The 23,647-nt window shown below is 68.7% G+C and carries 23 protein-coding genes, 1 tRNA gene and 2 pseudogenes; 14 read left to right on the forward strand and 12 right to left on the reverse strand.

Annotation, left to right across the window (positions count from 1 at the left end; all coding sequences use genetic code 11):
• Positions 1 to 2: 2 nt before the first annotated feature.
• Positions 3 to 1,025 carry a glycoside hydrolase family 26 protein gene (locus tag ACFWI4_RS33370; protein ID WP_387203988.1) on the reverse strand — a complete coding sequence of 341 codons (1,023 nt, stop codon included), beginning with the start codon at positions 1,023 to 1,025 and terminating at the stop codon, positions 3 to 5.
• 219 nt (positions 1,026 to 1,244) lie between these two features.
• On the opposite strand from ACFWI4_RS33370, the gene ACFWI4_RS33375 reads away from it, so the two are divergent.
• Genes ACFWI4_RS33375 through ACFWI4_RS33385 form a run of 3 tightly spaced genes read left to right on the forward strand, consistent with a single transcriptional unit; the run spans position 1,245 to position 5,286 of the window.
• The gene (locus ACFWI4_RS33375; protein WP_387203991.1) at positions 1,245 to 1,793 is read left to right on the forward strand and encodes a hypothetical protein; all 549 of its coding nucleotides are present in this window, start codon (positions 1,245 to 1,247) and stop codon (positions 1,791 to 1,793) included.
• A 47-nt stretch (positions 1,794 to 1,840) separates the two neighbouring features.
• Positions 1,841 to 4,015: a bifunctional polysaccharide deacetylase/glycosyltransferase family 2 protein gene (locus tag ACFWI4_RS33380; protein ID WP_387203993.1), complete on the forward strand. Its 2,175-nt coding sequence runs from the start codon at positions 1,841 to 1,843 to the stop codon at positions 4,013 to 4,015.
• Positions 4,012 to 5,286 carry an acyltransferase gene (locus ACFWI4_RS33385; RefSeq protein ID WP_387203996.1) on the forward strand — a complete coding sequence of 425 codons (1,275 nt, stop codon included), beginning with the start codon at positions 4,012 to 4,014 and terminating at the stop codon, positions 5,284 to 5,286. Before ACFWI4_RS33380 ends, ACFWI4_RS33385 begins: the two co-directional genes overlap by 4 nt.
• An 89-nt stretch (positions 5,287 to 5,375) precedes the next feature.
• Here ACFWI4_RS33385 and ACFWI4_RS33390 read toward each other — a convergent pair whose 3' ends face one another.
• Positions 5,376 to 7,241: a hypothetical protein gene (locus ACFWI4_RS33390; protein WP_387203999.1), complete on the reverse strand. Its 1,866-nt coding sequence runs from the start codon at positions 7,239 to 7,241 to the stop codon at positions 5,376 to 5,378.
• A 350-nt stretch (positions 7,242 to 7,591) separates the two neighbouring features.
• Between ACFWI4_RS33390 and ACFWI4_RS33395 the strand changes: the two genes are divergently transcribed.
• Complete coding sequence (locus tag ACFWI4_RS33395) at positions 7,592 to 8,128, forward strand: hypothetical protein (RefSeq protein WP_387204002.1); 537 nt, start codon at positions 7,592 to 7,594, stop codon at positions 8,126 to 8,128.
• A gap of 27 nt (positions 8,129 to 8,155) precedes the next feature.
• A complete protein-coding gene (locus ACFWI4_RS33400) occupies positions 8,156 to 8,347 on the forward strand; it encodes a KOW motif-containing protein (protein ID WP_387204005.1) in 192 nt (63 codons plus the stop codon).
• Positions 8,348 to 8,369: 22 nt separating this feature from the next.
• Here ACFWI4_RS33400 and ACFWI4_RS33405 read toward each other — a convergent pair whose 3' ends face one another.
• A complete protein-coding gene (locus tag ACFWI4_RS33405; protein WP_387204008.1) occupies positions 8,370 to 8,609 on the reverse strand; it encodes a hypothetical protein in 240 nt (79 codons plus the stop codon).
• 1,037 nt (positions 8,610 to 9,646) lie between these two features.
• On the opposite strand from ACFWI4_RS33405, the pseudogene ACFWI4_RS33410 reads away from it, so the two are divergent.
• Positions 9,647 to 9,748, forward strand: a pseudogene (locus ACFWI4_RS33410) (integrase); the annotation flags it as partial.
• A 71-nt stretch (positions 9,749 to 9,819) separates the two neighbouring features.
• Here ACFWI4_RS33410 and ACFWI4_RS33415 read toward each other — a convergent pair.
• Together ACFWI4_RS33415 and ACFWI4_RS33420 are read right to left on the reverse strand one after the other, a co-directional pair.
• Positions 9,820 to 10,314 carry a hypothetical protein gene (locus ACFWI4_RS33415; RefSeq protein ID WP_387204011.1) on the reverse strand — a complete coding sequence of 165 codons (495 nt, stop codon included), beginning with the start codon at positions 10,312 to 10,314 and terminating at the stop codon, positions 9,820 to 9,822.
• Positions 10,315 to 10,505: 191 nt separating this feature from the next.
• Complete coding sequence (locus ACFWI4_RS33420) at positions 10,506 to 10,823, reverse strand: hypothetical protein (RefSeq protein WP_387204014.1); 318 nt, start codon at positions 10,821 to 10,823, stop codon at positions 10,506 to 10,508.
• On the opposite strand from ACFWI4_RS33420, the gene ACFWI4_RS33425 reads away from it, so the two are divergent.
• Both ACFWI4_RS33425 and ACFWI4_RS33430 read left to right on the forward strand, forming a co-directional pair.
• Entirely contained in the window at positions 10,822 to 11,289 is a 468-nt protein-coding gene (locus ACFWI4_RS33425; RefSeq protein WP_387204017.1) for a hypothetical protein, read from the forward strand. The two genes, ACFWI4_RS33420 and ACFWI4_RS33425, sit on opposite strands and share 2 nt — an antisense overlap.
• Complete coding sequence (locus ACFWI4_RS33430; protein ID WP_387204020.1) at positions 11,265 to 11,600, forward strand: hypothetical protein; 336 nt, start codon at positions 11,265 to 11,267, stop codon at positions 11,598 to 11,600. Before ACFWI4_RS33425 ends, ACFWI4_RS33430 begins: the two co-directional genes overlap by 25 nt.
• A 162-nt stretch (positions 11,601 to 11,762) precedes the next feature.
• On the opposite strand, the gene ACFWI4_RS33435 is transcribed toward ACFWI4_RS33430, so the two are convergent.
• On the reverse strand, positions 11,763 to 12,227 hold the full coding sequence (locus tag ACFWI4_RS33435) for a hypothetical protein (RefSeq protein ID WP_387204023.1): 465 nt from the start codon (positions 12,225 to 12,227) through the stop codon (positions 11,763 to 11,765).
• 615 nt (positions 12,228 to 12,842) lie between these two features.
• Between ACFWI4_RS33435 and ACFWI4_RS33440 the strand changes: the two genes are divergently transcribed.
• Positions 12,843 to 13,370, forward strand: a complete 528-nt coding sequence (locus tag ACFWI4_RS33440; protein WP_387204026.1) for a hypothetical protein — start codon at positions 12,843 to 12,845, stop codon at positions 13,368 to 13,370.
• A 100-nt stretch (positions 13,371 to 13,470) separates the two neighbouring features.
• A pseudogene (locus ACFWI4_RS33445) lies at positions 13,471 to 13,829 on the forward strand (helix-turn-helix domain-containing protein); the annotation flags it as partial.
• Positions 13,830 to 13,924: 95 nt separating this feature from the next.
• Here the strand turns inward: ACFWI4_RS33445 and ACFWI4_RS33450 are convergent.
• The 3 genes from ACFWI4_RS33450 to ACFWI4_RS33460 all read right to left on the reverse strand — a co-directional run bounded on the left by ACFWI4_RS33450 (position 13,925) and on the right by ACFWI4_RS33460 (position 16,058).
• Positions 13,925 to 13,998: transfer RNA gene (locus tag ACFWI4_RS33450), tRNA-Pro, on the reverse strand.
• Positions 13,999 to 14,026: 28 nt separating this feature from the next.
• Positions 14,027 to 14,827: a Pr6Pr family membrane protein gene (locus ACFWI4_RS33455; RefSeq protein WP_387204029.1), complete on the reverse strand. Its 801-nt coding sequence runs from the start codon at positions 14,825 to 14,827 to the stop codon at positions 14,027 to 14,029.
• A 304-nt stretch (positions 14,828 to 15,131) separates the two neighbouring features.
• Positions 15,132 to 16,058 carry a metallophosphoesterase gene (locus tag ACFWI4_RS33460; protein WP_385398550.1) on the reverse strand — a complete coding sequence of 309 codons (927 nt, stop codon included), beginning with the start codon at positions 16,056 to 16,058 and terminating at the stop codon, positions 15,132 to 15,134.
• 216 nt (positions 16,059 to 16,274) lie between these two features.
• On the opposite strand from ACFWI4_RS33460, the gene ACFWI4_RS33465 reads away from it, so the two are divergent.
• Positions 16,275 to 16,739, forward strand: coding sequence for a GatB/YqeY domain-containing protein (locus tag ACFWI4_RS33465; RefSeq protein ID WP_385398553.1), 465 nt, complete (start codon positions 16,275 to 16,277; stop codon positions 16,737 to 16,739).
• Between the two features lie 182 nt (positions 16,740 to 16,921).
• On the opposite strand, the gene ACFWI4_RS33470 is transcribed toward ACFWI4_RS33465, so the two are convergent.
• Positions 16,922 to 19,195: a transglycosylase domain-containing protein gene (locus ACFWI4_RS33470; protein WP_387204033.1), complete on the reverse strand. Its 2,274-nt coding sequence runs from the start codon at positions 19,193 to 19,195 to the stop codon at positions 16,922 to 16,924.
• Positions 19,196 to 19,600: 405 nt separating this feature from the next.
• Between ACFWI4_RS33470 and wblA the strand changes: the two genes are divergently transcribed.
• On the forward strand, positions 19,601 to 19,939 hold the full coding sequence (wblA, locus tag ACFWI4_RS33475) for a transcriptional regulator WblA (protein WP_028799159.1): 339 nt from the start codon (positions 19,601 to 19,603) through the stop codon (positions 19,937 to 19,939).
• A gap of 335 nt (positions 19,940 to 20,274) precedes the next feature.
• On the opposite strand, the gene ACFWI4_RS33480 is transcribed toward wblA, so the two are convergent.
• Both ACFWI4_RS33480 and ACFWI4_RS33485 read right to left on the reverse strand, forming a co-directional pair.
• The gene (locus ACFWI4_RS33480; RefSeq protein ID WP_387204036.1) at positions 20,275 to 21,801 is read right to left on the reverse strand and encodes an ArsA family ATPase; all 1,527 of its coding nucleotides are present in this window, start codon (positions 21,799 to 21,801) and stop codon (positions 20,275 to 20,277) included.
• On the reverse strand, positions 21,798 to 22,775 hold the full coding sequence (locus ACFWI4_RS33485) for an ArsA family ATPase (RefSeq protein WP_385398561.1): 978 nt from the start codon (positions 22,773 to 22,775) through the stop codon (positions 21,798 to 21,800). The genes ACFWI4_RS33480 and ACFWI4_RS33485 overlap by 4 nt, the downstream gene beginning before the upstream one ends.
• 126 nt (positions 22,776 to 22,901) lie before the next feature.
• Here ACFWI4_RS33485 and ACFWI4_RS33490 point away from each other — a divergent pair, with 126 nt between their 5' ends.
• On the forward strand, positions 22,902 to 23,063 hold the full coding sequence (locus ACFWI4_RS33490) for a DUF4177 domain-containing protein (RefSeq protein ID WP_261704751.1): 162 nt from the start codon (positions 22,902 to 22,904) through the stop codon (positions 23,061 to 23,063).
• A complete protein-coding gene (locus ACFWI4_RS33495; protein ID WP_261704750.1) occupies positions 23,060 to 23,530 on the forward strand; it encodes a RidA family protein in 471 nt (156 codons plus the stop codon). Before ACFWI4_RS33490 ends, ACFWI4_RS33495 begins: the two co-directional genes overlap by 4 nt.
• The last annotated feature ends 117 nt before the right edge of the window (positions 23,531 to 23,647 follow it).

The raw sequence follows: 23,647 nt of genomic DNA on the forward strand, positions 1-23,647 counted from the left end.
ACTCAGCCGCTCTTGAACGAATGACCGAATTTGTTCCGGGACGACTCCACCTGGAAAGCGGCCAGCGCACCCACCGACGTCTTGATCCGCCAGTCCATCAGCTGTTTGCCGCCCGGCCAGTCCTTGCGCTGGTCGTACCAGACGAGCCCGATGACACCGGCCTTCGCGGCGCCCTGGAACAGGTCACGGATGTGGGCCTCCTTACCCGCGCTCTGCGCCACCCCGGTCTCCGCGATCAGCACCGGCTTGCCGGAGAAGCCCGCGATCTCGTGCAGGGTGGGGGCGAACAGGCTGGAGAAGGCGACGCCGTCGATGGGCCCGTAGTAGCCGATGAGGCCGACCCAGTCGACGTACGCGCTGCCCGGGTAGTAGGGGCGCAGCTTCGCGGTGGTTCCCGAGTCGACCACGTGCGGGGTCCACACCCAGATCACGTTGGTGACGCCCCGCTCGGCGAAGATGCTGTGCACGTGCTTCCAGGCCGCGACGAAGTCCGCGGGCTTCGCGTGCCCGGGACCCCAGGAGTTCCACGGGCCGTTCATCTCGCCCGCGAAGGAGAGGGCCAACGGGCCGTCGTAGGCGGCGATCTGGTCCGCGAGCTGGCGGACGTAGTCGTCGTCCGCGCCCTTGCCGATGTCGGCGAGCGAGGTGTCGGAGGGCACGAGCGCCATCATCGGCAGCTGCCCGTGCTGCCACAGGAAGGCGTTGCCCTCGGTGTCGAAGTCGTCGCCCCAGGAGCTGTAGTACTCGCGGATGTCCGGAGTCCGCCCGGCCTCCTCGGCGAACGTGGTGACGATGTCGTACTGCCAGGGCGTCTTGTCGTCGACGACCCCCAGCGCGCGGCCGGACGGCCTGAGCAGGGGCGTGACCTGGTAGTGCGCGGACCGCGCGGCGCCCGTACCCGCCTTGGAGCCGCCTCCGCCTCCGCCCGCGCTTCCCGTGCCGCCGCAGGCGTCCGCCAGGAAGGAGACGGCGATCATCAGGATCGCGGCGACCGTCACGCGGCTGCGGCGGCGGGGTATGGCCATGCGTCAGGTCCCATCGGGCAGGAAGCAAGCGACGTCGCCGGGACTCTACGAGACCTGCGTGACATTCACGGAATCTGCATACTAATCTAGCCGCATGGTCGGGGGTTGGTTGAATGATCTCCCTTTCCTCGCACATACATCACTTTTCCGTATTACTCACTGCCATCGGCTTGCCGAACAGGCGGACGTAACGCGATGAACGAAGGCTCGAGGCTGTCGATGACCAGTACCTCCACGGAGGTCGAGCCGGCTCCCGTCTTTGTGGACCAGACCGGTCAGCGCGGTCGCCGTCTGCGCGGACTCGGCTGGCTGGTGGGCATCCTCTGCGCCGGGTGCGTGGTGGCGATGGCCTCCGGCCTGGTCGGAACCCAGTCGCAGGCGCCCGCGCTCACCGTCCCCGTCACCGCCGACACCACACCGCCCAGCCAGTACCTGAACGCGCCGCTCCCCGCGGCCCCCGGTGCCGCCGGGAGCGCGACCGCCACAGCGGCCGGCTCCGGCACCACCGGCTCCCTCGCCGGCGGCACCCCGTCGGCCACCGGGACGACCGGCACGGCCGGGACGGGTTCCGCCACCACCTCCGGTACCACCGGCTCCCTCGCCGGAACCGTCCCGTCCGCCACCGCGACAGCCGCGGCCGGCGCAGCGGTTTCGGGCTCCACCACCGGCACCACCGACACCACTGGCACGACCGGCACCACCCACACCTCCGCGACGACGACAGCCGGTACGGCGGCGTCGAGCCCCGTGACTGCCCCCGCGCAGTAGCCGCACGAGACCGACGCAGCAGCCAGACGCGACCGACCAGGAAGTCCATGTCCCGCTCCCGCCATCAGCGCCCCCGGCAGTCCCTCGCCCGGCCGCGCCGCCTCGCCGCGCCTCCGCTGCGCTTCTTTCTGCCGGTGACCGTCCTGACCACCCTGCTGGCCCTGATGGTGCTCCGGGGCATGGCGAACAACGAGGTCTTCCACGACGAGCGCATCGCCACGTCGGTGGACAAGGTCACCGTCCCGACCAGCGTGCTGGAGGGCGGCCCGGTCGTCGACGCGCGCGGCGACAAGAACGCCAAACCGGTCAGCTACACGATCCCGAACAAGACGGTCGTCCTCAGCTTCGACGACGGACCGTCACCGCAGTGGACGCCGAAGATCCTCAAGGTGCTGAAGAAGGAGAACGTCCGCGCCGACTTCTTCGTCACCGGCTCGATGGTCACCCGCAACCCGGCCCTGATCCGCCGGATCGTGGCCGACGGGCACGAGATCGGTCTGCACACCTTCACCCACCCCGACCTCGCGCTGCACTCCGGCAGCCGGCTCACCTGGGAGCTGGGCGAGACCCAGCTCGCGCTGGCCGGTGTCGCCGGCATCCACTCCAGCCTGTTCCGCCCGCCGTACTCCTCCACCGTGGACGCGCTGGACGACTGGTCGTGGCCGGTGACCAAGCAGGCCGGGTCCGAGGGGTACCTGACCACCTTCATCAACAAGGACACCGACGACTGGAAGCGCCCCGGCGTCGACTCCATCGTCAAGGCCGCCATGCCCGACCTCCCCGGCCAGGGCGAGATGATCCTGCTGCACGACGCGGGCGGCAACCGGTCGCAGACGCTGACCGCGCTGCCGATCATCATCGAGAAGCTCAAGGCCCAGGGCTACACCTTCAAGACCACCGGCGAGGCGCTCGGCACCGGCTCCGCCAACACGAAGGTCACCAGCTACAACCTGTGGGTCGGCAAGGCCTTCCTGTGGTGCACCACCTTCTCGGTGTGGCTGATGCCGTTCCTGGTCGGCCTGCTCGCGGTCGTCGGCGCGCTGGTCATGGCGCGGTTCGTGCTGATGCTGCTGCTCTCGGCCATCCATGTGCGGCGCATCCGCAAGCCGGGCTTCTCCTGGGGTGACCCGGTCACCGAACCGGTCACCGTGGTCGTCCCCGCGTACAACGAGCAGGAGTGCATCACCAACACCCTGCTCTCCCTGGCCGCGAGCGACTACCCCATCGAGGTCATCGTGGTCGACGACGGGTCGACCGACGACACGTCCGCCATCGTCGAGGAACTCGACCTGCCGATGGTCCGGCTGATCCGGCAGCCCAACAGCGGCAAGCCGACCGCACTCAACACCGGTGTGGCCGCCGCCTCGTACGACCTGATCGTCATGATGGACGGCGACACGGTCTTCGAGCCCTCCACCGTGCGGGAGCTGGTCCAGCCGTTCGGCGACCCGCGCGTCGGCGCGGTCGCCGGCAACGCCAAGGTCGGCAACCGCGACACGCTGATCGGCGCCTGGCAGCACATCGAGTACGTGATGGGCTTCAACCTCGACCGCCGGATGTACGACGTGCTCAACTGCATGCCGACCATCCCCGGCGCCGTGGGCGGCTTCCGCCGCTCCGCGCTGGAGGAGGCCGGCGGCATGAGCGACGAGACCCTCGCCGAGGACACCGACGTGACCATGGCCCTGCACCGGGCCGGCTGGAGGGTCGTCTACGCGGAGAACGCCCGGGCCTGGACCGAGGCGCCCGTCAGCATGAAGCAGCTGTGGTCGCAGCGGTACCGCTGGAGCTACGGCACCATGCAGGCGATGTGGAAGCACCGGCACGCCCTGCTGGAGCGCGGCCCGGCCGGCCACTTCGGCCGCGTGGGCCTGCCGTTCGTCGCCCTGTTCATGGTGGTCACCCCGCTGCTCGCGCCCGCCTTCGACATCGGCATGGTCTACGGCGTGGTCTTCGTCGACGCCTACAAGACCCTCGCCGCCTGGTTCGCGGTGATGGCCCTCCAGGCCGTCTGCGCCTGGTGGTCCTTCCGCCTGGACAAGGAGAAGGCGTGGCATCTGATCACGCTGCCGGCCCAGCAGGTGGTCTACCGGGTGCTCATGTACATGGTGCTGATGCAGTCCGCCATCACCGCTCTGACGGGAGGCCGGTTGCGCTGGCAGAAGCTGAAGCGCACCGGCGAGGTGGGGCTCGATGTCACGACGGGGGCGATGTCTTCATGAGTACGGCAGAACGGGGTGCCTACGGCGCCCGGAGCTATTCCGACACCGTCGCCCTGCGGGTGACGGACCCGGCCCTGATCCCCACGCAGCGCGGACCGGAGCCCGAGGAGGCAGCCCCGGCGCCCGCGCGAAAGCCCGGCCGTGACCGCTACCTCGACCTGCTGAGGGCGCTCGCCCTGGTCCGCGTGGTGATCTATCACAACTTCAGCTGGACCTGGCTGCCGATCGTCTTCCCCTCCATGGGCGTCATGTTCGCGCTGGCCGGGTCGCTGATGGTGCGGTCCCTCAACCGGCCGGCGCTGAGCGTGATCCGCGGCCGGCTGCGCCGTCTGCTGCCCCCGATGTGGCTGTTCGGCGCGGTCGTGGTGCCGCTGATGCTGTGGCAGGGCTGGCGGCCCGACGCCGCCCACCACCCCGACTGGTGGTGGGCCGACCTGGCCTACTGGGTCCTGCCGTTCAGCGAGCCGCCGTTCGGGGCCACGCTGCACACCTTCGGCGGGCACCTGCCGAGTTCCTGGGCCGAGCAGATCTGTGTGCCGCTGTGGTACCTGCGCGCCTACCTCTGGTACGTCCTGCTGTCGCCGCTCCTGCTCAAGGCGATGCGGAAGCTGCCCTGGGTCACCCTGCTGGTGCCGCTGGTGCTCGCCTTCGTCGTCAACTCCGGCCTGGTCGACCAGTCCGGCCGGCTGATGGAGGCCGCCACCGACTTCACCACCTTCGGCTCCTGCTGGCTCCTCGGCATGGCCCACCAGGAGGGGCTGCTCCGCAGGATCCCGCAGTACATCGTGCCGTCCGTCGCGCCGCTGGTCCTCATGTTCGGCCTGTGGTGGCTGCTGCGGTCGCCGGTGGACAACCCCCGGATCGGGCACGACCTGGAAGCGGTGCCGGTCGCCCAGGCGATCTGGTCGTTCGGCGCCGTCCTGCTGCTGCTCCATCTGAGCCCGTCCTGGGAACAGTGGCCCAAGCCGCTGGAGCGGTTCAACGGCGTGATCAGCCTGCTCAACTCCCGCGCGGTCACGGTCTACCTGTGGCACTCCTTCGCCCTGGTGCTGACCGAGCCGCTGATCGACCCGCTGTGGAACAACAGCTTCCTCTACGACCACGCGCAGTGGCTGCTGGCCAGCCAGTGGACCCCGCTGGCGCTCGCCGTCCCGCTGATCTGCCTGGCGATCCTGCTCTTCGGCTGGATCGAGGACGTGGCCGCCAAGCGCAGCCCGCGCCTCTTCCCGTACCCGGGGCGCTCCAAGGGCGGCCGCCGCCGCGGGCGTTAGGCCTGGTGCGGCGCAGGACGGCCGTGACGGCGAAGGGCGCCCCGGAGGTTCCGGGGCGCCCTTCGCCGTCGGTCGTCACGACGGACAGGTCAGCGCACGTCCACGTAGTCGTGGTAGCTCTCGGCGTCCACGTAGGAGCCGGACGCGAGGTAGACCCCGACCCAGGTGCCGTCCTGCTTCGCGGTGAAGCGGGCGGTGAAGCGGCCGTGCGAGTCGGTCTTGACCGAGCCCAGCTGCGTCCAGGACTTCTTGCCCTTGGCCTGGAAGAGGATGTAGACGCGCTGCTTGCCGAACGCGGACCACTTCGTGCCGCTCAGCCGCTGAAGGGTGCCGGTGGCGGTCACGGTGTGGCCCTTGCGCACCGGCTCGGGTCCGGCGTTGAAGCCGGTGATCCGGGTGGCGGTGCGGTTGAAGTGCACGGAGTTGGAGTAGCCGGGCTGGTAGTCCGACGAACCCGCCGAGTACAGCCGCCAGTAGCCCTTCGGCACCGCCACGTACCCGTCGAGGTTGAAGGTCCCGTCGGACTTCGTGGTGAACCAGCCCAGCGACTTCCAGCCGGTCCTGCCGTCGGCCGACTGCTGGAGGTACAGCTTGTGGTTCGGCGGGACCTTGCCGTTGCTGGCGTTCATGCTGCCCTGGACGTGCAGGTTGGAGTACGCGTCGATCCAGCTCGAACAGAAGCAGATGTTCGTCCGGTTGACGACGTCGACCTTGAACTGCGCGTGCGAGGCGGTCAGATACGGGTCGGCCAGGTAGCTGTCGCGGCTGGTCTCGACCGTGAACGTGACGTCGTCGTACGGCATGTAGGGGTCGGTGAGCGTGAAGCGCCCGCCGGTACCGCTGGTCGCCGTGGCGTAGTAGCCCATGTCGAGCGCGACACCCTTGGCCGGGCGCCAGGTGCCGCCGTACAGGTACTCCACGACACCGGACGAGGACGCCTTGGCGCCGAACTTGATCTGCGCACTGGAGTGGTCGAGCCGGATCCGGCTCGGGCTGACCACGACCGGCAGGGTCTTGCTGTCGACGAGCACATAGGTGTTCGTGCCGTCGGGGTCGGCGATCCAGAACGAGAGCGAGACCGGCACCGAGGTGGCGTTCTCGCCGTTCAGCCGCGGCGCCACGTCGATCGCGTAGCTGCCGTCGGCGGCGGTGACGGCGCTGTAGGAGTACTCGGCCACCACGTTCAGCGCCTTCCCGGCCAGCGGCGAGGTGTCACCGGTGATCGGGTCGAAGACCGAGATACGGCCGCTGAGGGTGACGTGCTCGTGCTCCACGTCCAGCACGTCGGGGCTGATGCTGCGGTCGGCGAAGACCGGCTTCGGCTCGACGTCCACGGTGGTGACGCCCGCCGCCGTGGTGCTGTCGCCGTCGCTGTCCTCGGCGCTCACCGTCACGTCGTAGGTGCCGTACGAAGGCAGCCCCGACATGCGCGGCGAGCGCCACACGCCGTCCTGCGGCGTGCCGGAGACGAGCGTGAAGCCGGTGACGGCGACGGTCGCGGGGTTCGCGCCGCGCAGCTCGGTCAGGTCGGCGGACACCTCGGTGACCGCCGAGTCGGAGGAGACGGCGACCGTGAGGAAGCCGGTGTCGGAAGGGTCGGAGCCGACGTCGCCGAACACCGGGGCACCGGTGCCGTCGCCGGACGCACTGCCGCTCGGACCGGGCGTCGGGGTACCGGAGGCCGGGTCGGACGGGGTCGGCGTCGGTTCGTCGACGGGCGGGTCGGTCGGGGTGGCCGTCGGTTCGCCGGCGGGCGGGTCGGTCGGGGCCGGGGTGTCCGAGGGAGTGTCGGACGGGGCGGCGGTGGGCGTGTCCGTCGCCGTCGGACCGGCCGTCGGACCGGTCGTCGGGTCCGTGGCCGCGGTGGCCGCCGTGCTCTGCCCGGGCGTGCCGTCGTCGGCGGCGTACGCCAGCGCGGGCGCGGCGAGGAGCGCGGCGCCCAGTGCGGCGGACACGGCCGCCGACACCAAAGAGCGTGTTCTCACTGCTGGATTCCCCCCACGGGAAGGGCGCGGCCCCGCTGCCCCGGACATCCGGAGGCCGGCCACGCTCTGTGCGGTTGCTGTGAACATGACGCAACGCGCCGCACTCTAGTGCCTGCCTCCGACAAGGGAGCAAGGGGTTTACGGAACGCCCGGTGACGTCAACTCATGTACAACCTTTTCGCCCCGGTTCAGGTCTCCTGGTTGCCGCTCTCCTGTGAACCGCGGGGCAACTCGCGTCGAACACAAGGGATCCGCAGCCCATGGACTACGGATGCCCGCCAGGCACGGCCACCGTCGGCGTCCGCACCTCAGGTACCCCGGTGAGTAACCTCCGGGTCGGTGAACTGGGCACCACCACCACTGTGTTCGCGGGCGACCTGAACGGCGACCGCGCCGCCGAGTGCATCTACCCCTTCCTCGTCGACGGCGACGACGAGGGCGGCGACATCCTCTACTTCACCTGGACCGGCTACCGGCACGTGATGAAGGTCCTGCCGAACGCCGACGGTCAGTACGGCTCGATCGGTGACATCAACGGCGACGGCTACGGCGACGTGGTCCTCGGCGACCCCACGGACCCCGGCGGGTCCAAGACGTCCGGCCACAAGGGCGGTCAGATCTCCGTCTGGTACGGCGGCCCGGGCGGTCCCGACGCCGCCCAGACGCCGACCGTGATCCGCCGCCTCCGGACCGACGACGGCCGGGGCACTCGCCTTCGGCCCATCGGCCACCGGGGTCTCCACGACGGGCACCCCGAGGTACGGCTCGGTCCTCAACGACTGACACGGCGGGGCCCGTTGGGGGGGATGCCTGAGGAACCCGGCCAGGACCCTCGAACTATGCTGCCGTCGTCGTAGGGCGGCCGCCGTGCTGGGGGAGTGACCATGTCGAGTGCCTCGGAGCCACAGCCAGGAGACACCGTCCTGGTGACCGATGGCCCCTTCGCACAGTTCACCGGGCCGGTTCGCTCCGTCGACCGGGAGCGTCGCCGTGTCCAGCTGATCGTGCAGATCTTCGGAGACGACACCCGCATCGACATCCCCCTCGAGCACGTCGAACGGGCACCCGAGGCCTGAGCGTCGACGCAGGACCGGCGAGTCAGCTGCCCGGCCGCTGCGGATCACCGGGAACCGTACGTATCCAGGAGCGCAGCCTCCAGCAGACTGCGACGGGTCCCACGAGCATGGAAAGCATCCACAGGCCCACGCTGGCAGGGGAGATCATGTAGTACTCCCACCGCTCAGGAAGCAGGGCTGGAAGCGCGATCGCCAGCACGAGCGCCAGCCACGTACCCAGCACCGTGAGTACGACCTTGGACACGACTACCGCTCTCCGCATGGCATTCCTCGCCTTCGATGATCTACGGCCCCTGAGCCTCGGCCGCTCGCGCAGTGGGGTCGGGTCTCGGCCGTGGCCGTTCGCGCTTGCCGGTGTCAGCGGCTGGTGTCGGCCGCTGGTGTGGGCCGCCGGCGTCAGCCCGAGCAAGCGGGGACGGCCGGGTGGGTTGCCCTGAGAGCGATCTTGGCCTTCGACAATCGTGTGGTGTGTGCGCTCCGTGACAGGGGCGGATCCCTACGGCCTGGCCCACCGTCGCAGCTTTCCGAAATTCGGCCAGTGACTACCCAGGATCTGATGACAGGCTCCGAGGGCGATCCGAAGACGCCCGCCAACAGGACGTGTACCAGGAGTCCGACGGCCGTTGTGAACAATGCGGGGGAGGAGTCCCGGTTGTAGCCCGCCCGGTCGATCACCAACTGGCCGGCTGGTAGGACCCCGGCGTTGAGGTTTGCCCACAGACCCATCGCCGCGGCGTGATCCAGCCCCGCGGGCAGGCCCGGCAGCAGCGCACCGGGCAGCAGCCCCCGCTGTGGAGTTGGCCGGACCGTCTCCCAGCACCTGACCCGCCAGGCGATCCGGTCGCCCTCTCCAGGCACGAACTCGCCACCCACCAGAGCCCTGAACTGCAGACGACCATAGTTCTGTTGCAGTTCCAGAACCGCGCGGGACCGGACGCCCGTGGTGACCGGGCGTGCGAGGTCCAGCCCGCTGGACTGTCTCCTGCCCAAGAGCGTGAACTCGCGGCGGTCGTCGTCGACCGCCGCGCTTCGGCCGGACGTCCTCGCCACAAACACGCAGTACTCTCCCTGTTTCGTGCAAGACCGGAACCAGCGACGCAAGCGTGCGGTCGCATGATTCGCCCGCGGCCGCCCTCTTCCGCGAGGCTGCCGGATTCTTCGTGGTCGACGTTCGTTCGGGCAGGCGCCAGCTCCGGGCACGCACAGGATCCCGTCCTCGGTTGGGAGCATCCGACGGTGAGCCGCGAGCCCTGGCGGACCGTCGTACCGGCGCGTCGTACCTCTTCGAGGCCGGTCTGGCCCGATGGGCTGATCCACCGTGTTCGGGAAGCCGGGGCAGGCGACCCTGACGGCCGGCGTTGGCCGCGGGGAAAAGCGCAGGATGATGCGACGGTCCTGTATCGGGCCTGTCGTAGCGCAGCGTCCTGTGGACGATGGCGCGAGCGGGGCTGCGGTGTGGGTGGCGATGTCGCTCATTGTGGGAACGAGGACTCCTCGCCGACGGCGGCGAGGAGTTCGAACGGGAACTCTCTGTCGGCCTGGCCGATCGTGAGCCCGAGCCAACGGCCGGTGCACGGTATCCGCCATGCCAGCAAGTCGGCGGCGAGGCCGCACAAGGAGAGCAAAGGCTCAGGCACGGGCTCGGTGTTGGGGTAGTCCGGGTCGTCGAGTCCGAGGTACGGCCACAGGTCGACCGTGGTCGGATCGCCCCAACGCTCGGTCAGAATGCCGGCCAGTGCAGTGAGGTCGACTTCCAGCTCCTCTATCGCCGGCTCGACGATTTCGGGGCTCCGGTCCTCCCAGAAATCCTGGGTTGCTCGCAGGATGGCTATGTGGAAACCGGCCCCGCCCCAGCCGTGTTCCGTCTTCGCGTCCCCCTTCCCTTCGGGGAACGGCTGGGTGATCAGAGTGTCGATGGTCGACAACTGTTCATCGATGGAGCCTGCGGGCTGGTTCTGGGGCGGCATGGGGCTGGAGTGTAGGGCCGGTGGCGCATGGGGTGCCCCCTGCCCTGGCGGGTTCGGCCAGCGGCGCGCCCGTCCAAGGGGGCCCTACTACGTCTCACCTGCCTCGGACTCCAGCCAGTGTCTCTACGGCCAGCCGGGGATCACGTTCGGGGGCAACAGCGTCGAGGTCGGCGACGTGTTCGCCCAGGTCGCTACGCCCACAGCGGCAGCCCAAGCGAACGGCGCATCTCGACTGCGGCGAGCCGTCGTTGACCGTGGTTGACCGCACGATGTGGCACGGCCGTGGCACGGAGCCCGTTTCGTCTCGAAGCAGCTCGGATCAGCGCTTGCCCTCGGGTCAGTGTGCCTTTCACATCCCACGATGGTCCGTACTCGTCCGCGCTTTGCGCTGCTGCGAGTCTGCATTGCAGGCAGTTGAAATTCAGACGAAAAGCAGCTTTGCTCAATCCGGCAATTTGTCCGATAGGTGTCTGTTGATTGTCGGAGGTTAATGATGCGATCATTTTCATGAAGAAAACCATGACGCTCGCCGCCGCCGTCACATTCGGCGCTTCGCTCATGGCGGGGACTGCCGGCGCTGCTCCCATGCCCGTAGTACCGCACCCGTGGGACCAGCGGGTCAAGTGTCAGACGAACGACCCGGAGGGCAGGCATATCGTCACCCGCTACGGAAATTCGGAGCTGGGCTGGTATCACTTCACCGGTCGTCACAACATCAAGAAGTGCTCCACCCTTTACGCGGCCCTGCATGGCCGAGTGGACCGGAACGATCACCACGGTCACCTGGAGTACGACGCTGTCGAGATCGAGACGGGGCCGAGGCCGAGGCAAGTGAAGATCACCGTTGTCGTGCAATACACGCAGAAAACCCCGGACGGCCACTATAATGCAGGTCGCGGTCAGAAAATCGGCGTCATCACGGCGTACTGCCATAACCAGCGGGGAAACAAATGTCCGGCATGGGCCAGGCTGTGAACTCTCCTGAACCAGACATTGAGCAGGCGGCCACGTCCCGTCTGCTCGATCTCGTTCGTTCCTTCATCACGATGCATGTGTCGTGGAAGCCGCTCTTCATCGGGGCGGTCATCACGGGTGACGACGGTATGCGCCTCTATTTCCGTTCACCTGAGCGGGATCTTACGTACGGTGTGGACGTGCTGATCAGCCATACAGGGCCCGGCCTGCTCGGTGCCATGGTTTCCCCCGCTTTCCTGGCGAACGAAAATCTGCACAAACCTTCCGACGATCCGCACTGCGATGTGATCGTGGACCTCACTGACTACTGACAGAGGCGTACCGGTCCTGTATGAGGTTCAACGCCCACAACCCGGGGACGGAGTTTCGGCACCGAACCGGTCGCACAGGGGCCGCTCTGCTGCCCGGTGCCCGTCGACGACCGCCGTTCCCCGTGGCTACCCGCTCGACCGGGCACGCAGGGGGCACGCTGCCTAGACGGCCTCTTGGTAGACCTCGACCTTCATCGGTCTCTGCTCACGGATGGCTGCCCAGGCATCCCGAGCGGTGAGGGCTTCCAGCCACCGCCCCAGATCCTCACCTGAGTCGTGAAAGAACCAAGAGGTGAAATCCCCCAGAGCGACCAAAGCCGGTACCGGCTCGTAGATCAGCTCGCAGTGGACTTGGACGAAGTGGGCATGGCCGCCGTTCTCGTCCAGCACTTCGAATTGGCGCGTGAGGTCGAGTGAGAACCCGTCCGGACCATCGAACGTGTACACCCCATACTGAAACAGCAGACCGTCGACGTCGGGCGAATCCGCCGTGCCGAACCGCATCCGGCCGAAGCGGATGAAGGCAGACCATGCGTCATCAGTCGTTGCAGGGCTCGACAGCCGGCTCGCGCGCAGTTCCGCCCGAAGGAGGTCTGCCGCTTCGCCGATGGATGGTCTACCGGACATGCGCTGCTCCCGTCTCTCGCGAATGAGTGGTCAGCGTACGACCGCGTTCGGCGGAGCGAGTTTGGGCGGGAGCCGTCATGGGGCGAATGGTCATGGCCCCGTAAGCTTCCGGCGAGTCGGGTCTCGCGCTGGGCACAGGATTTGAACCTGTGGCCTCATCCTCTTCGGGTCGATCACAGGGGACCGGCGATGTCGGTCAACCGGTCCTGCGCCTGGGCCGATCGTCCGTTGAGGTCCGACGCCGATCGCTGCTGTTCGCGCTTGTTGGTGTCAGCCGCTGGTGTCAGCCGTTGCACGGAGGCTTGACAGCGCATGCGGCTCTACGCCTCGGCGGAAAGAACCACGTCAGCAGCACGCGCGTACCCCTTCCTTGACCGTGGCCGCTCTGTGCGGTGATCGACTCATAGCCTCCGGCCCTATCCACAGTGGACGCGCGCCGGTGCAGCCGGGGCTTGAACCAGTAGAGGAAGTTTGAATCACGGTCCCGCTGGTGGTCCTGTCCTGTCTCGGTTGATGCTTGACGTTGTGGCGTCATCTGGCGCGTGTTGCTGCGGGGTTCGAACCGGCTGTAAAGGCCTTGGCAGACGGAACGATCACTCTGGCAGGATGCCGCGGATGGGAAACACAGAGGCATGGCCCGTGTTGCGGACGACGGATCTGGCCGAGGCGTTGACGCTCGCGGAGAGGCTGTTGTCGGTCGCGCTCTGGTACAAGCCGAGCGGCTGCTATCTGGAGGCTTGGGCCAGTGATGACGACGAGTTGCGACGTCTGACCGAGGCCTCCCCGGAAGCGAATGTCAGGTGGTACGGAGAGGGTGGTGTCGGTTTTCCGGCAATGCTGACATGGGGCGTTGCCACCCCCTCGCAGGGGAGTCAAGCCCTGCGAACCTGGGCGGACATCACAACGTGCTACATCCTCTGGCACGACTTGGAGTGGCCGGCTGTGCCTGAACTCGGGCTGGGCGAGGAGTACAAGTACGCTGAGTTGCAGGTCGCGTGCAACAGCCACACGATTCACTGCGAGAAGTGGGCGCCCGAGCACACCGTATTCATCCATGCACGCCCTGGGCATGACGAGCGTGCGGCGTGGCTGGCGGCGCAGGTCGACGGTCACGTTGTCGGCCCCTCCGAGGAGGGGTGGTAGCTCGAAGGGCACCAGAGAACGGTGATCACGGCCGTTGGCATCCGGAGCTTGCTGCTCTGTGGTGAGAACGCTGGGTACGGGGAGTGAGCGGCAGGAGCGAATGCGGGCGCCGGGGGCACGTCTTCGGGCTCTGCGCGTGGATGTCGGCCTGACCGGTGCTGTGTTGGCGCAGCGGGCCGGAGTGGGGCAGCCGACGGTGTCCAAGGTGGAGAACGGTCGGATGGTGCCGAGCCGTGACGTCCTCGATCGCCTGTCGCCGGCCCTCGACCTGGACTCCGCTGCTGTTGCCGCGCTCCGGGAGGCGCTGGCCGAGGTGGAGTCGGCGCCCGCAACCGAGGAAGCTTCCTCCTCCTGGCGGTCGAGAGTCTGACGACGGTGCGGCTCGGTGTGATCCCGTGGGACCGTCCGGTGCCGGTGATGCCCCGGCGCGGGTTCACCCTGTGCGACCGGGATGCTGTTAGTCGTGGAGAGGTAGTCACGCAGTTGGACACGCACACAGAAACAGGTGAGGCGCCTACTGAATTCAGTAGGCGCCTCACCTGGTGTTTCGGCTGTCGGGGTGGCGGGATTTGAACCCACGACCTCTTCGTCCCGAACGAAGCGCGCTGCCAAGCTGCGCTACACCCCGATTGTCGCTGCTCTCGCGGCGACGTCGTTTACTTTAGCCCACCGGTGGCCTGAGACGAAATCCGGTTTTGTGGGCGTCGGACGCGGCGTCGTACCGGGTCGGGGCGCAGGTGGTCGAGGACGACGATGAAGAGGCCCAGGGCGTAGAAGGCGAGGCCCAGGACGGCGGTGTTGCCGAGGACGCCCCCGTAGCCGTGCCGGTCGGCGTCGACGAAGGGGTAGAGGTAGCGCGCCGGTGTTCCAGGGCTCAGCATCGCTCCGCGGGCCAGGGAGAAGGCCAGGTAGACGAGGGGGTAGATCAGCCATGTCGCCGCGCTGCGCAACGCCAACGGAGCCGGGCGTGTCAGCAGCAGCCAGTCGAGGGCGACGGCGATCGGTGTGACCGTGTGGAGCAGCTGATTGGCGACCGCCTGCCAGCCGGCGGGCGTGCCGGTGCCTCCGGTCATGGAGAACGGGGTCGACTCGTTCGCCAGGAGCAGGTGGTAGACCAGGCCGGTGATCGAGATGTAGATCAACGTGCCGCCGGTCAGGGCCGCGGGCAGCGGCCTGCGTGCCGACCAGGCCCGGCGTGCCGACACCGCGAAGACGACGGCGACGAGCAGGTTGGTCTGGATCGTGAAGTAGCTCAGCACGTGGAGCGGCGAGCCCAGCTTCAGCTCGATGGCCACGCCCGTCGCCGCCGCGAGGGCCACCAGGAGGCGGTACGCCGCCGCGGCCGGGCGCCGGGCGGGAGTCATCACCGCCGTCGGGGGGACGAAGGGGTGGGTCGACGGGAGGATCCCCGGTATCGCGGGGAGATCGGGTATGTCCCTCGGCAAGGGGTTGATCATGCCCTCACGCTAAGCGGGTCGGGGCATTTGGGCGATATGTATCGACTGGGTGGGTTACGGCAGGGTCTCCGGGACACTCTGACATTCGGGCGTCCAGGCCGTCTGGGGTGTCGTTGCATCCCGGTCCCGGCGCTGGCGCCGGTGCAGTGACGGAGGCGGGGCGGAGCCGGTGACCGGTGTGGCCTGGTTCGGTCGGGGCTGTCGGTCGCGGTCGTGCCGGTGGCGCTCCGTGACGTTTCCGGCCCCGGGCCCCCGTACGTCCAGTACGCGGACCCGGGGCCGGATCAGGACCTCCGCGGGCTCCCTAGCCCCGCTCCACCAGCGTCAGCAGTGACGCCTCCGGCGGGCAGGCGAAGCGGACCGGGGTGTAGCGGCTCGCGCCGCAGCCGGCCGAGACGTGCATGTACGAGGTCCGGCCCTCTGCCGTGTGCCGGGAGAGGCCCTTCACGCGGTCCGTGTCGAGGTCGCAGTTGGTGACGAAGGCGCCGTAGAAGGGGAGGCAGATCTGGCCGCCGTGGGTGTGGCCCGCCAGGATCAGGGGGTAACCGTCGGCGGTGAAGGCGTCCAGGGCGCGCAGGTACGGGGCGTGCACCACGCCCATCGAGAAGTCGGCGGACGCGGACGGGCCGCCGGCCACGCGCGCGTAGCGGTCACGCTTGATGTGGGGGTCGTCGAGCCCGGTCAGCTCGATCTCCGAGCCGTCGATCTTCAGCGTCCCCCGGGTGTTCGTCAGGTTCAGCCAGCCCCCGTTGTCGAACCCGTCGCGCAGGTCCTCCCACGGGTTGTGGACGGCACCCACGACCGGCTTGTTGCCGTTCAGCCCGTGACGGCCCGCCGCCTTCTCGAACAGGTACCGGGCGGGGTTGCGGAGCGTGGGGCCGTAGTAGTCGTTCGAACCGAAGACGTAGGCGCCGGGGAACTCCATCAGGGGGCCGAGCGCGTCCAGCACCTCGGGCACGCCCTCCGGGTCCGAGAGGTTGTCCCCCGTGTTGAGCACGAAGTCGGGGCGCAGGCCGGCCAGGGAGCGCAGCCAGCGCTGCTTCTTGCGCTGTCCGCTCACCATGTGGATGTCCGAGACCTGGAGAATGCGCAGCGGCCGCATCCCCGGCGGCAGGACCGGGACGGTCACCCGTCGCAGCCGGAAGGAACGGGCCTCGAACCCCGCCGAGTACAGCAGACCGGCGGCGCCCACCGCCGTGATTCCCAGGGGTACTCCGTATCGCGCGCGCATACGTCCATCGTGTCAGACTCCGGTGAGCGCTCTTACCCGGCTGTGGACAGTCCGGAAGCCCCGCACGGACCACAGGGGAGACCGGCTCGCACGGCCCGTACGAGGCCGGCCGTGCGACCGTGAACGACCCGTTCCCGTACGGGACTCCGGTCCCCGGCCGGGCGCGCTGCGAAATCAACAGGCGTCCGCGTCACCGCACCTGCGACACTTGACGGCATGACCACGCTCAAGTCGAAGTTGCAGGAAGACCTCAACGCCGCGATCAAGGGGCGCGACGAGCTCCGCTCCTCGACGCTCAGGCTCACCCTCTCCGCGATCACCAACGAGGAGGTCGCGGGCAAGACCAAGCGCGAACTCTCCGACGATGAAGTGCAGAAGGTGATCGCCCGCGAGGCGAAGAAGCGGCGTGAGGCCGCGGAGGCCTTCGCGCAGGGCGGGCGCCCCGAGTCGGCCGAGCGTGAGCGTGCCGAGGGCGAGGTGCTCGCCACCTATCTGCCCAAGCAGCTGTCCGACGACGAGCTGCGGCAGATCGTCGCCCAGGCCGTCGAGGAGGCGAAGGCGGCCGGTGCCGAGGGCCCGCGCGCGATGGGTGCCGTCATGAAGATCGTGAACCCGAAGGTGGCCGGGCAGGCCGAGGGCGGCCGTGTCGCCGCCGTCGTGAAGCAGCTGCTCGCGGGCTGACGCCGGGTCCAGGTCCGGAGCGACACGCGCAGCACCCGCGGAATCTGCGTACTGCGCCATACCCGTAGCGCCCGCAACACCCCTTACGGCGAACGCCCCGTGGTCCAGGAGTCGATCCTGGGCCACGGGGCGTCGGCCGTTCACGCGCTCACGCGTTCACGTGCCGGTCTCCGGCGTACCGGTCAGCGCTGGCCGCCGTTCCCGTTGCCGTTGTTCGTGTTGCCCTGGATCCAGCCGTCGGGGAGGGAGAACGTGGGCGACGGGAACGTCACTCCGCCGTCGGTCAGACCACTGATGGTGTTGCCGTCGGTGGTGTTGCCGTTCCCCCTGCCGTGGCGGCCGCGGCCCTTGTTGTTGTCGTCCTGGCCCTGGCCCTTGTTCTTGTCGGGGTCCGGGATGTTGATCAGGTTGAAGGACGGGGCGTCCTTGCCCACGAGGGCGCCGGTCATCAGGTCGCGCCAGATCGGTCCCGGGACCTGACCGCCGTACACCTTGGCCTGGTAGACGCCACCGATCTCGATGTTGACCATGTGGACCTGCTGGGTGGCGCTGCCGACCCAGACGGCGCCGGAGAGGTTCGGCGTGTAGCCGACGAACCAGGCGTTCTTGCGCTCGTCGGTGGTACCCGTCTTACCGGCGTTGGCGCGGTCGGTGAGACCGGCCTGCTGGCCCGTACCGGAGTCGATCACGCCGCTCAGCAGGCTGTTGACGGTGTCCGCGGTGGTCTCGGACATCGCCCGCGAGCAGGTCGACTTGGGCACGTCCAGGGACTTCTCGCGGCCGCCGATCTGCTGGCTGATCGACTCGATGGCGACCGGGGTGCAGTACATGCCGCGGGAGGCGAAGGCGGCGTACGCCGTGGCCATGGTGAGCGGCGAGATGCCCTTGGCGCCCAGGGCGATCGAGGGCACCTCGGGGAGCTTGTCGCCGTTGCCCTGGACCACGCCGAGCTTGTCGATCTGGTTCATCACCGGGCACAGGCCGATGTCGGAGATCATCTGCACGAAGTAGGTGTTGACCGACTTCGCCATGGCCTCCTTCAGCTGGTACGGGCCCTTCTCGGACGCGCTCTCGTTCGGGACCCGCTCGTTCGCCTGGTTGGTCCACGGCTTGCTGCTGCACGTCTGCACGGGGCTGGGGTACAGCATCGAGTTCGGCGAGGAGTACTCCTGCGTCGCCGGCTTGCCCTGCTCCAGCGCGGCCGCGGCCACGAACGGCTTGAACGTCGAACCGGTCGGGAAACCGTAGTTCGAGCCGCCCATGTCGTAGTTGACCGAGTAGTTGTACTCGGTCTCGTTCTTCCCGTAGCCGAAGGGCTTCGACTGGCCCATCCCGAGGATCTTGCCGGTGCCGGGCTCGACCAGGGTGGCCGCCGCGGCGACCTTGTCGGACTTCCAGACGTGCTTCTTCAGCGACGTCTGGATCGACGCCTGCGACTGCGGGTCGAGCGTCGTACGGATCGTCAGGCCGCCCTGGTTCCAGATCTTCGCCCGGTCCTCCTTGGTCTTGCCGAAGACCGGGTCGCTCAGGAAGACGTTCTCCACGTACTTGCAGAAGAAGCCGGCGCCCTGGACCGCCGTGATGCAGCCGTTCTTCGGCTGGCTGACGTGCAGCCCGAGCTTCGTCGCCTTGGCGGCGTCGGCCTGCTCCTGGGAGATGTCGTGCACCTCGGCCATGCGCTGGAGCACGGTGTTGCGGCGCTTGGTCGCCTCTTCCTCGTCGTTGACCGGGTCGTACCGGCTCGGCGACTGGACGATGCCCGCGAGGAGCGCCGCCTCCTGGAGGTTCAGGTTCTTGGCGGGCTTGGAGAAGTAGCGCTGGGACGCGGCCTCGATGCCGTAGGCCTGCTCCCCGAAGAACGTGATGTTCAGGTAGTTCTCGAGGATCTTCTTCTTGCCCAGCTTCTCTTCCAGCTGGATGGCGTACTTGAGCTCGCGGACCTTGCGGCCGAGGGTCTGCTGGGTGGCCTGCGCGACCTTGGTCGGGTCGTCGCCGGCCTCCTCCACGAAGTAGTTCTTCACCAGCTGCTGGGTCAGGGTGGAGGCGCCCTGGGCCACGCCGCCGTTCTGCGCGTTCTGGTTGACCGCGCGCAGGATGCCCTTCAGGTCGATCGCGCCGTGCTGGTAGTAGCGCGAGTCCTCGATCGCGACGATCGCCTTCTGCATGTAGGGCGAGATGTTCTTGAGGTCGACCACCGTGCGGTCGCGCGAGTAGACGGTCGCGATCTGACCGCCCTTGCTGTCCAGGATCGTGGTCCGCTGACTCAGCGACGGACTCTTCAGATTGTCCGGAATGTCATCGAACCCCTGGACCGAGCCCTTGGCCGCCAGACCGAGCGCGCCCGCGGCGGGCAGCGCGATTCCGGCCATGACGGCGCCCGCGAGCACGCTGACACCGAGGAACTTGGCGGCCTGCTGCGTAGGGGACAGACCACCGCCCGAGCGCTTCTTTGGCATGAGGGCAGCCTACGTTCTCATTCGCCGGACACGCGTATATGCCTTGGCCTAAGCTGCTCTCAACTGTCACAGCAGTGCGGCCACGTATCAATACGTCCGGCGACCCCGAATCGTTCCGGAGGTTCCGCGATCCTGTGGAGCACGTGTCCGAATCAGCCTTGTGTGTCACATGGCGTCCGTTGTGACTCGACCTGACTGTCCTGGTTTGCCGGGATGGTCGCGCATGTCCTCGGCTCACTCCCCCGGGTGATCTGCCGCTTACGCATAGTCCGTTCGGGCCATTCAAGATTGGGCCCGAAGGGGGTGTTGCGCTGTGCCCACCTTCCGTAACGTCCTCAACTGGCGGCGGTGAATATGCCGCTGCCGCCGTGGGGGAGCCTCGATTCGGGAGAGGACGGCGCCGGTATGGGCTGGGTAACCGACTGGAGTGCGCAGGCGGCCTGCCGCACTACCGATCCAGATGAACTGTTCGTTCAAGGAGCAGCGCAGAACAGGGCCAAGGCAGTGTGCACCGGATGTCCGGTTCGCACGGAGTGCCTCGCCGATGCGCTCGACAACCGCGTCGAATTCGGCGTGTGGGGTGGCATGACCGAGCGCGAGCGCCGCGCCTTGCTGCGCCGGCGGCCGACCGTCACCTCGTGGCGGCGCCTGCTCGAGACCGCGCGTACGGAGTACGAGCGCGGGGCGGGGCTGCTGCCCCTCGACGAGGAAGAGGTGTACGAGCGCTACGCGGCGGTGGGGTGAGGGGAGCCGCCCATCGCGGGCGAGTTCCCTGAGGGCGGGCGGGTTCGCTCGTCGCGGGGAGTTCATCCATCGCCGGGAGTTCACCCATAGCTGGTTCACCCGTAGCTGCCGGGATGCGGCTCCGGACCGCGGCGGGGGCGTCACGCTCATCGCGCGGCCGGGGACGTCGCTCCGGGGCTCCTGGCTCCATGGGCTCGTACGGGCCTACGGGGCCGTACGGAGGCCCGCGGGGGCCGGCAGGGCGGTGCCTGACGCTCTCTCAATGGCTGAGGGCGTCACGAGGCACCCACGAGGCGCCAGGGGGCTCCGCAAGCGTCCCTTCAGGGTGTCCGCGTTCAGCTCTCGGGGAGCTCCGGCCGATGCGCCGCGAGCCGGTTCCCGATGTCCCGCAGTCCCGCGAGGTCGTGCACGTCGCCGGGCAGCGCGGCCACCTCGGCCACCGGCACCTCGGGGTGGCGCGCGGCGAAGCGGTCACGCGTGCGCTGCTCGCGGGAGAGCAGCTGCATGCGCTCGGCGTGGAGCCGCAACAAACCCGCGGTGAGCTGGTCGATGGATCGCTCGGGGGCCGTGGCGGCGGTCGTGTCCGTGGCGATGGTGTGGTCCGTGGTGGTGCCGTGGTCCGTGCCGGCCGTCCTGTCCGTGATGGCGGGGGAGCCCTCGTCAGGAGTTGATGCGCCGGAAGCTGCTGCTTCTGAACTGCCGTACGTGTCAGGAGAGTTACGAAGTCCAGCCTTCCCGGCCGTCTGATCCACAATGCGGACGTCGGCAAGATTTTCCGCGTTGGCGGAATCGGGGCGGTCCGCGGTGGCCGGGTCGGGGGTATCCGAGCTGCCGGGCTCGGCGGATTCCGTGGAGCCCGGTTCGGTGGCATGCGTGGAGCCGGGTTCGGTGGCTTGCGTGGTGTCGGGGGCGACGGTCTCCGTCTCCGCCGAGTCGAGATCCTCCGCGGCGGCGAGCGCCCGCTCGGCGGACAGCTGGGTCGCCCCGCTCCCGTGCACCCGGTTGAGCACCAGCCCGGCGAACGGCATCTCCTCCGCGGCCAGCCGCTCCACGAAGTACGCGGCCTCGCGCAGTGCGTCCCGTTCGGGCGCCGCCACCACCAGGAACGCGGTGCCGGGCGCCTGGAGCAGCTTGTACGTGGCGTCGGCGCGCGTACGGAAGCCGCCGAACGTGGTGTCCATGGCCGCGACGAACGTCTGCACGTCCTTCAGGAGCTGGCCCCCGAGCAGCTTGCCCAGCGTGCCCGTCATCATCGACATCCCGACGTTCAGGAACTTCATGCCGGCCCGGCCGCCGAGCTTGGCCGGCGCCGTCAGCAGCCGGATCAGCTTCCCGTCGAGGAAGGAACCGAGCCGCTTCGGGGCGTCCAGGAAGTCCAGCGCCGAGCGGGACGGCGGGGTGTCGACCACGATCAGGTCCCACTCCTCGCGCGCCCTGAGCTGGCCCAGCTTCTCCATCGCCATGTATTCCTGCGTGCCGGCGAAGCCCGCCGAAAGCGACTGGTAGAAGGGGTTGTTGAGGATCGCGGCCGCCCGGTCGCCGTCCGCGTGCGCCTCGACGACCTCGTCGAACGTGCGCTTCATGTCGAGCATCATGGCGTGCAGCTCGCCGCTCCCCTCGACCCCCTTCACCCGGCGCGGAGTGTTGTCGAGGGAGTCGATGCCCATGGACTGCGCCAGCCTGCGCGCGGGGTCGATCGTGAGCACGACGACCTTGCGGCCGCGCTCCGCCGCACGCAGCCCGAGGGCCGCCGCCGTGGTCGTCTTGCCGACGCCGCCCGAGCCGCAGCACACCACGATGCGGGTCTCCGGGTCGTCGAGCAGCGGGTCGAGATCGAGGACGCGGGCGGGGTCCAGGCTCATGACATCCCTTGCTTACGCAGCAGTGCGGCCAGTTCGTACAGGCCCGCCAGGTCCAGGCCCTCGGCGAGCAGCGGGAGTTCGCGCAACGGCAGGCCCTGTTCGGCCAGCACGCTCCGCTGCTCGGTCTCCAGCGTGTACCGCTCGCCGTACTCCTCGGCCTGCTGGAGGAGCGGGTCCACCAGCCGCTCCGCGAGCCCGCCGCGGCGCGCGCCGCCGAGACCGGCCGAGGAGAGCGACTTGGCGATCGCCGAACGGGGGGCGTCCTTCGCCAGCTCCAGATCGACGCCGTCGAGGAGCGCCGGGCGCACCATGTTGACGATGATCCGGCCCACCGGAAGCTTCGCCGCGCGCAGTTCCGCGATCCCGTCCGCGGTCTCCTGTACGGGCATCTCCTCCAGCAGCGTCACCAGGTGGACCGCCGTCTCCGGGGACTTGAGGACACGCATGACGGCCTGGGCCTGATTGTGTATCGGGCCGATCTTCGCGAGGCCGGCGACCTCGTCGTTGACGTTCAGGAAGCGGGTGATGCGGCCGGTGGGCGGTGCGTCCATCACCACGTAGTCGTACGTGAAGCGGCCGCTCTTCTCCTTGCGCCGCACCGCCTCGCAGGCCTTGCCGGTCAGGAGTACGTCCCGCAGCCCTGGCGCGATGGTGGTCGCGAAGTCGATCGCCCCGAGTTTCTTCAGGGCGCGGCCGGCGCCGCCCAGTTTGTAGAACATCTGGAGGTAGTCCAGCAGCGCCAGTTCGGGGTCGATGGCGAGGGCGTACACCTCCCCGCCCCCTGGAGCGACGGCGATCTTCCGCTCCTCGTAGGGCAGCGCTTCTGTCTCGAAGAGCTGCGCGATGCCCTGTCTGCCCTCGACCTCGACCAGAAGGGCGCGCTTGCCCTCGGTCGCGAGGGCGAGCGCGAGGGCCGCGGCTACCGTGGTCTTGCCGGTACCGCCCTTGCCGCTGACGACCTGGAGCCTGCTCACGTATTCGAGCCTAACCAGTCCGCCGCCGGAGTACGCAGGAGGCTGTGGACAAGCCGTGCCTGCGGCGGCGGGACGGCGGGTGGCTCGGGCGGGAGCCGGTGGTCGCCAGAGGCTACAGTCGGCCACATGACCAAATGGGAATACTCCACCGTGCCGCTGCTCGTCCACGCCACGAAGCAGATTCTGGACACCTGGGGCGAGGACGGCTGGGAGCTGGTGCAGGTCGTGCCCGGGCCGAACAACCCCGAGCAGCTCGTGGCCTACCTGAAGCGGGAGAAGTCCGCATGAGCGGGGCTGTCGAGGCGAAGCTCGCCGAGCTGGGACTGACCCTTCCGGGCGTCGTTCCGCCGCTGGCCGCGTACCAGCCCGCCGTGCAGTCGGGCGTGTACGTGTACACCGCGGGGCAGCTCCCGATGGTGGACGGGAAGCTTCCGGTCACCGGGAAGGTCGGGGCCGAGGTCACGGCCGAGGAGGCCAAGGAACTGGCCCGTACGTGCGCGCTGAACGCCCTGGCGGCGGTGAAGTCGGTGGTGGGCGACCTCGATCGGATCGCGCGTGTCGTCAAGGTCGTGGGGTTCGTGGCCTCGGCGTCGGACTTCACCGGGCAGCCGGGTGTGCTCAACGGCGCGAGCGAGCTGCTCGGGGCCGTGCTGGGCGACAAGGGCGTGCACGCCCGGAGCGCGGTCGGTGTGGCGGTTCTGCCGCTGGACGCGCCGGTCGAGGTCGAGATCCAGGTGGAGCTCACGCACGCGTAGCTCTTCCGGGTGTTGCCCGGGTCCGGCCGGTGGGTGGGTCGGGGCCGTGCCGGTGCATCAGGCCGTCGCCGTTGGGTGAGGTGTGGGCGTCGGTGGCGACGGCCATCGATGTACCGG

It is taken from the genome of Streptomyces sp. NPDC127038 (assembly GCF_042725875.1).
Lineage (GTDB): Bacteria > Actinomycetota > Actinomycetes > Streptomycetales > Streptomycetaceae > Streptomyces.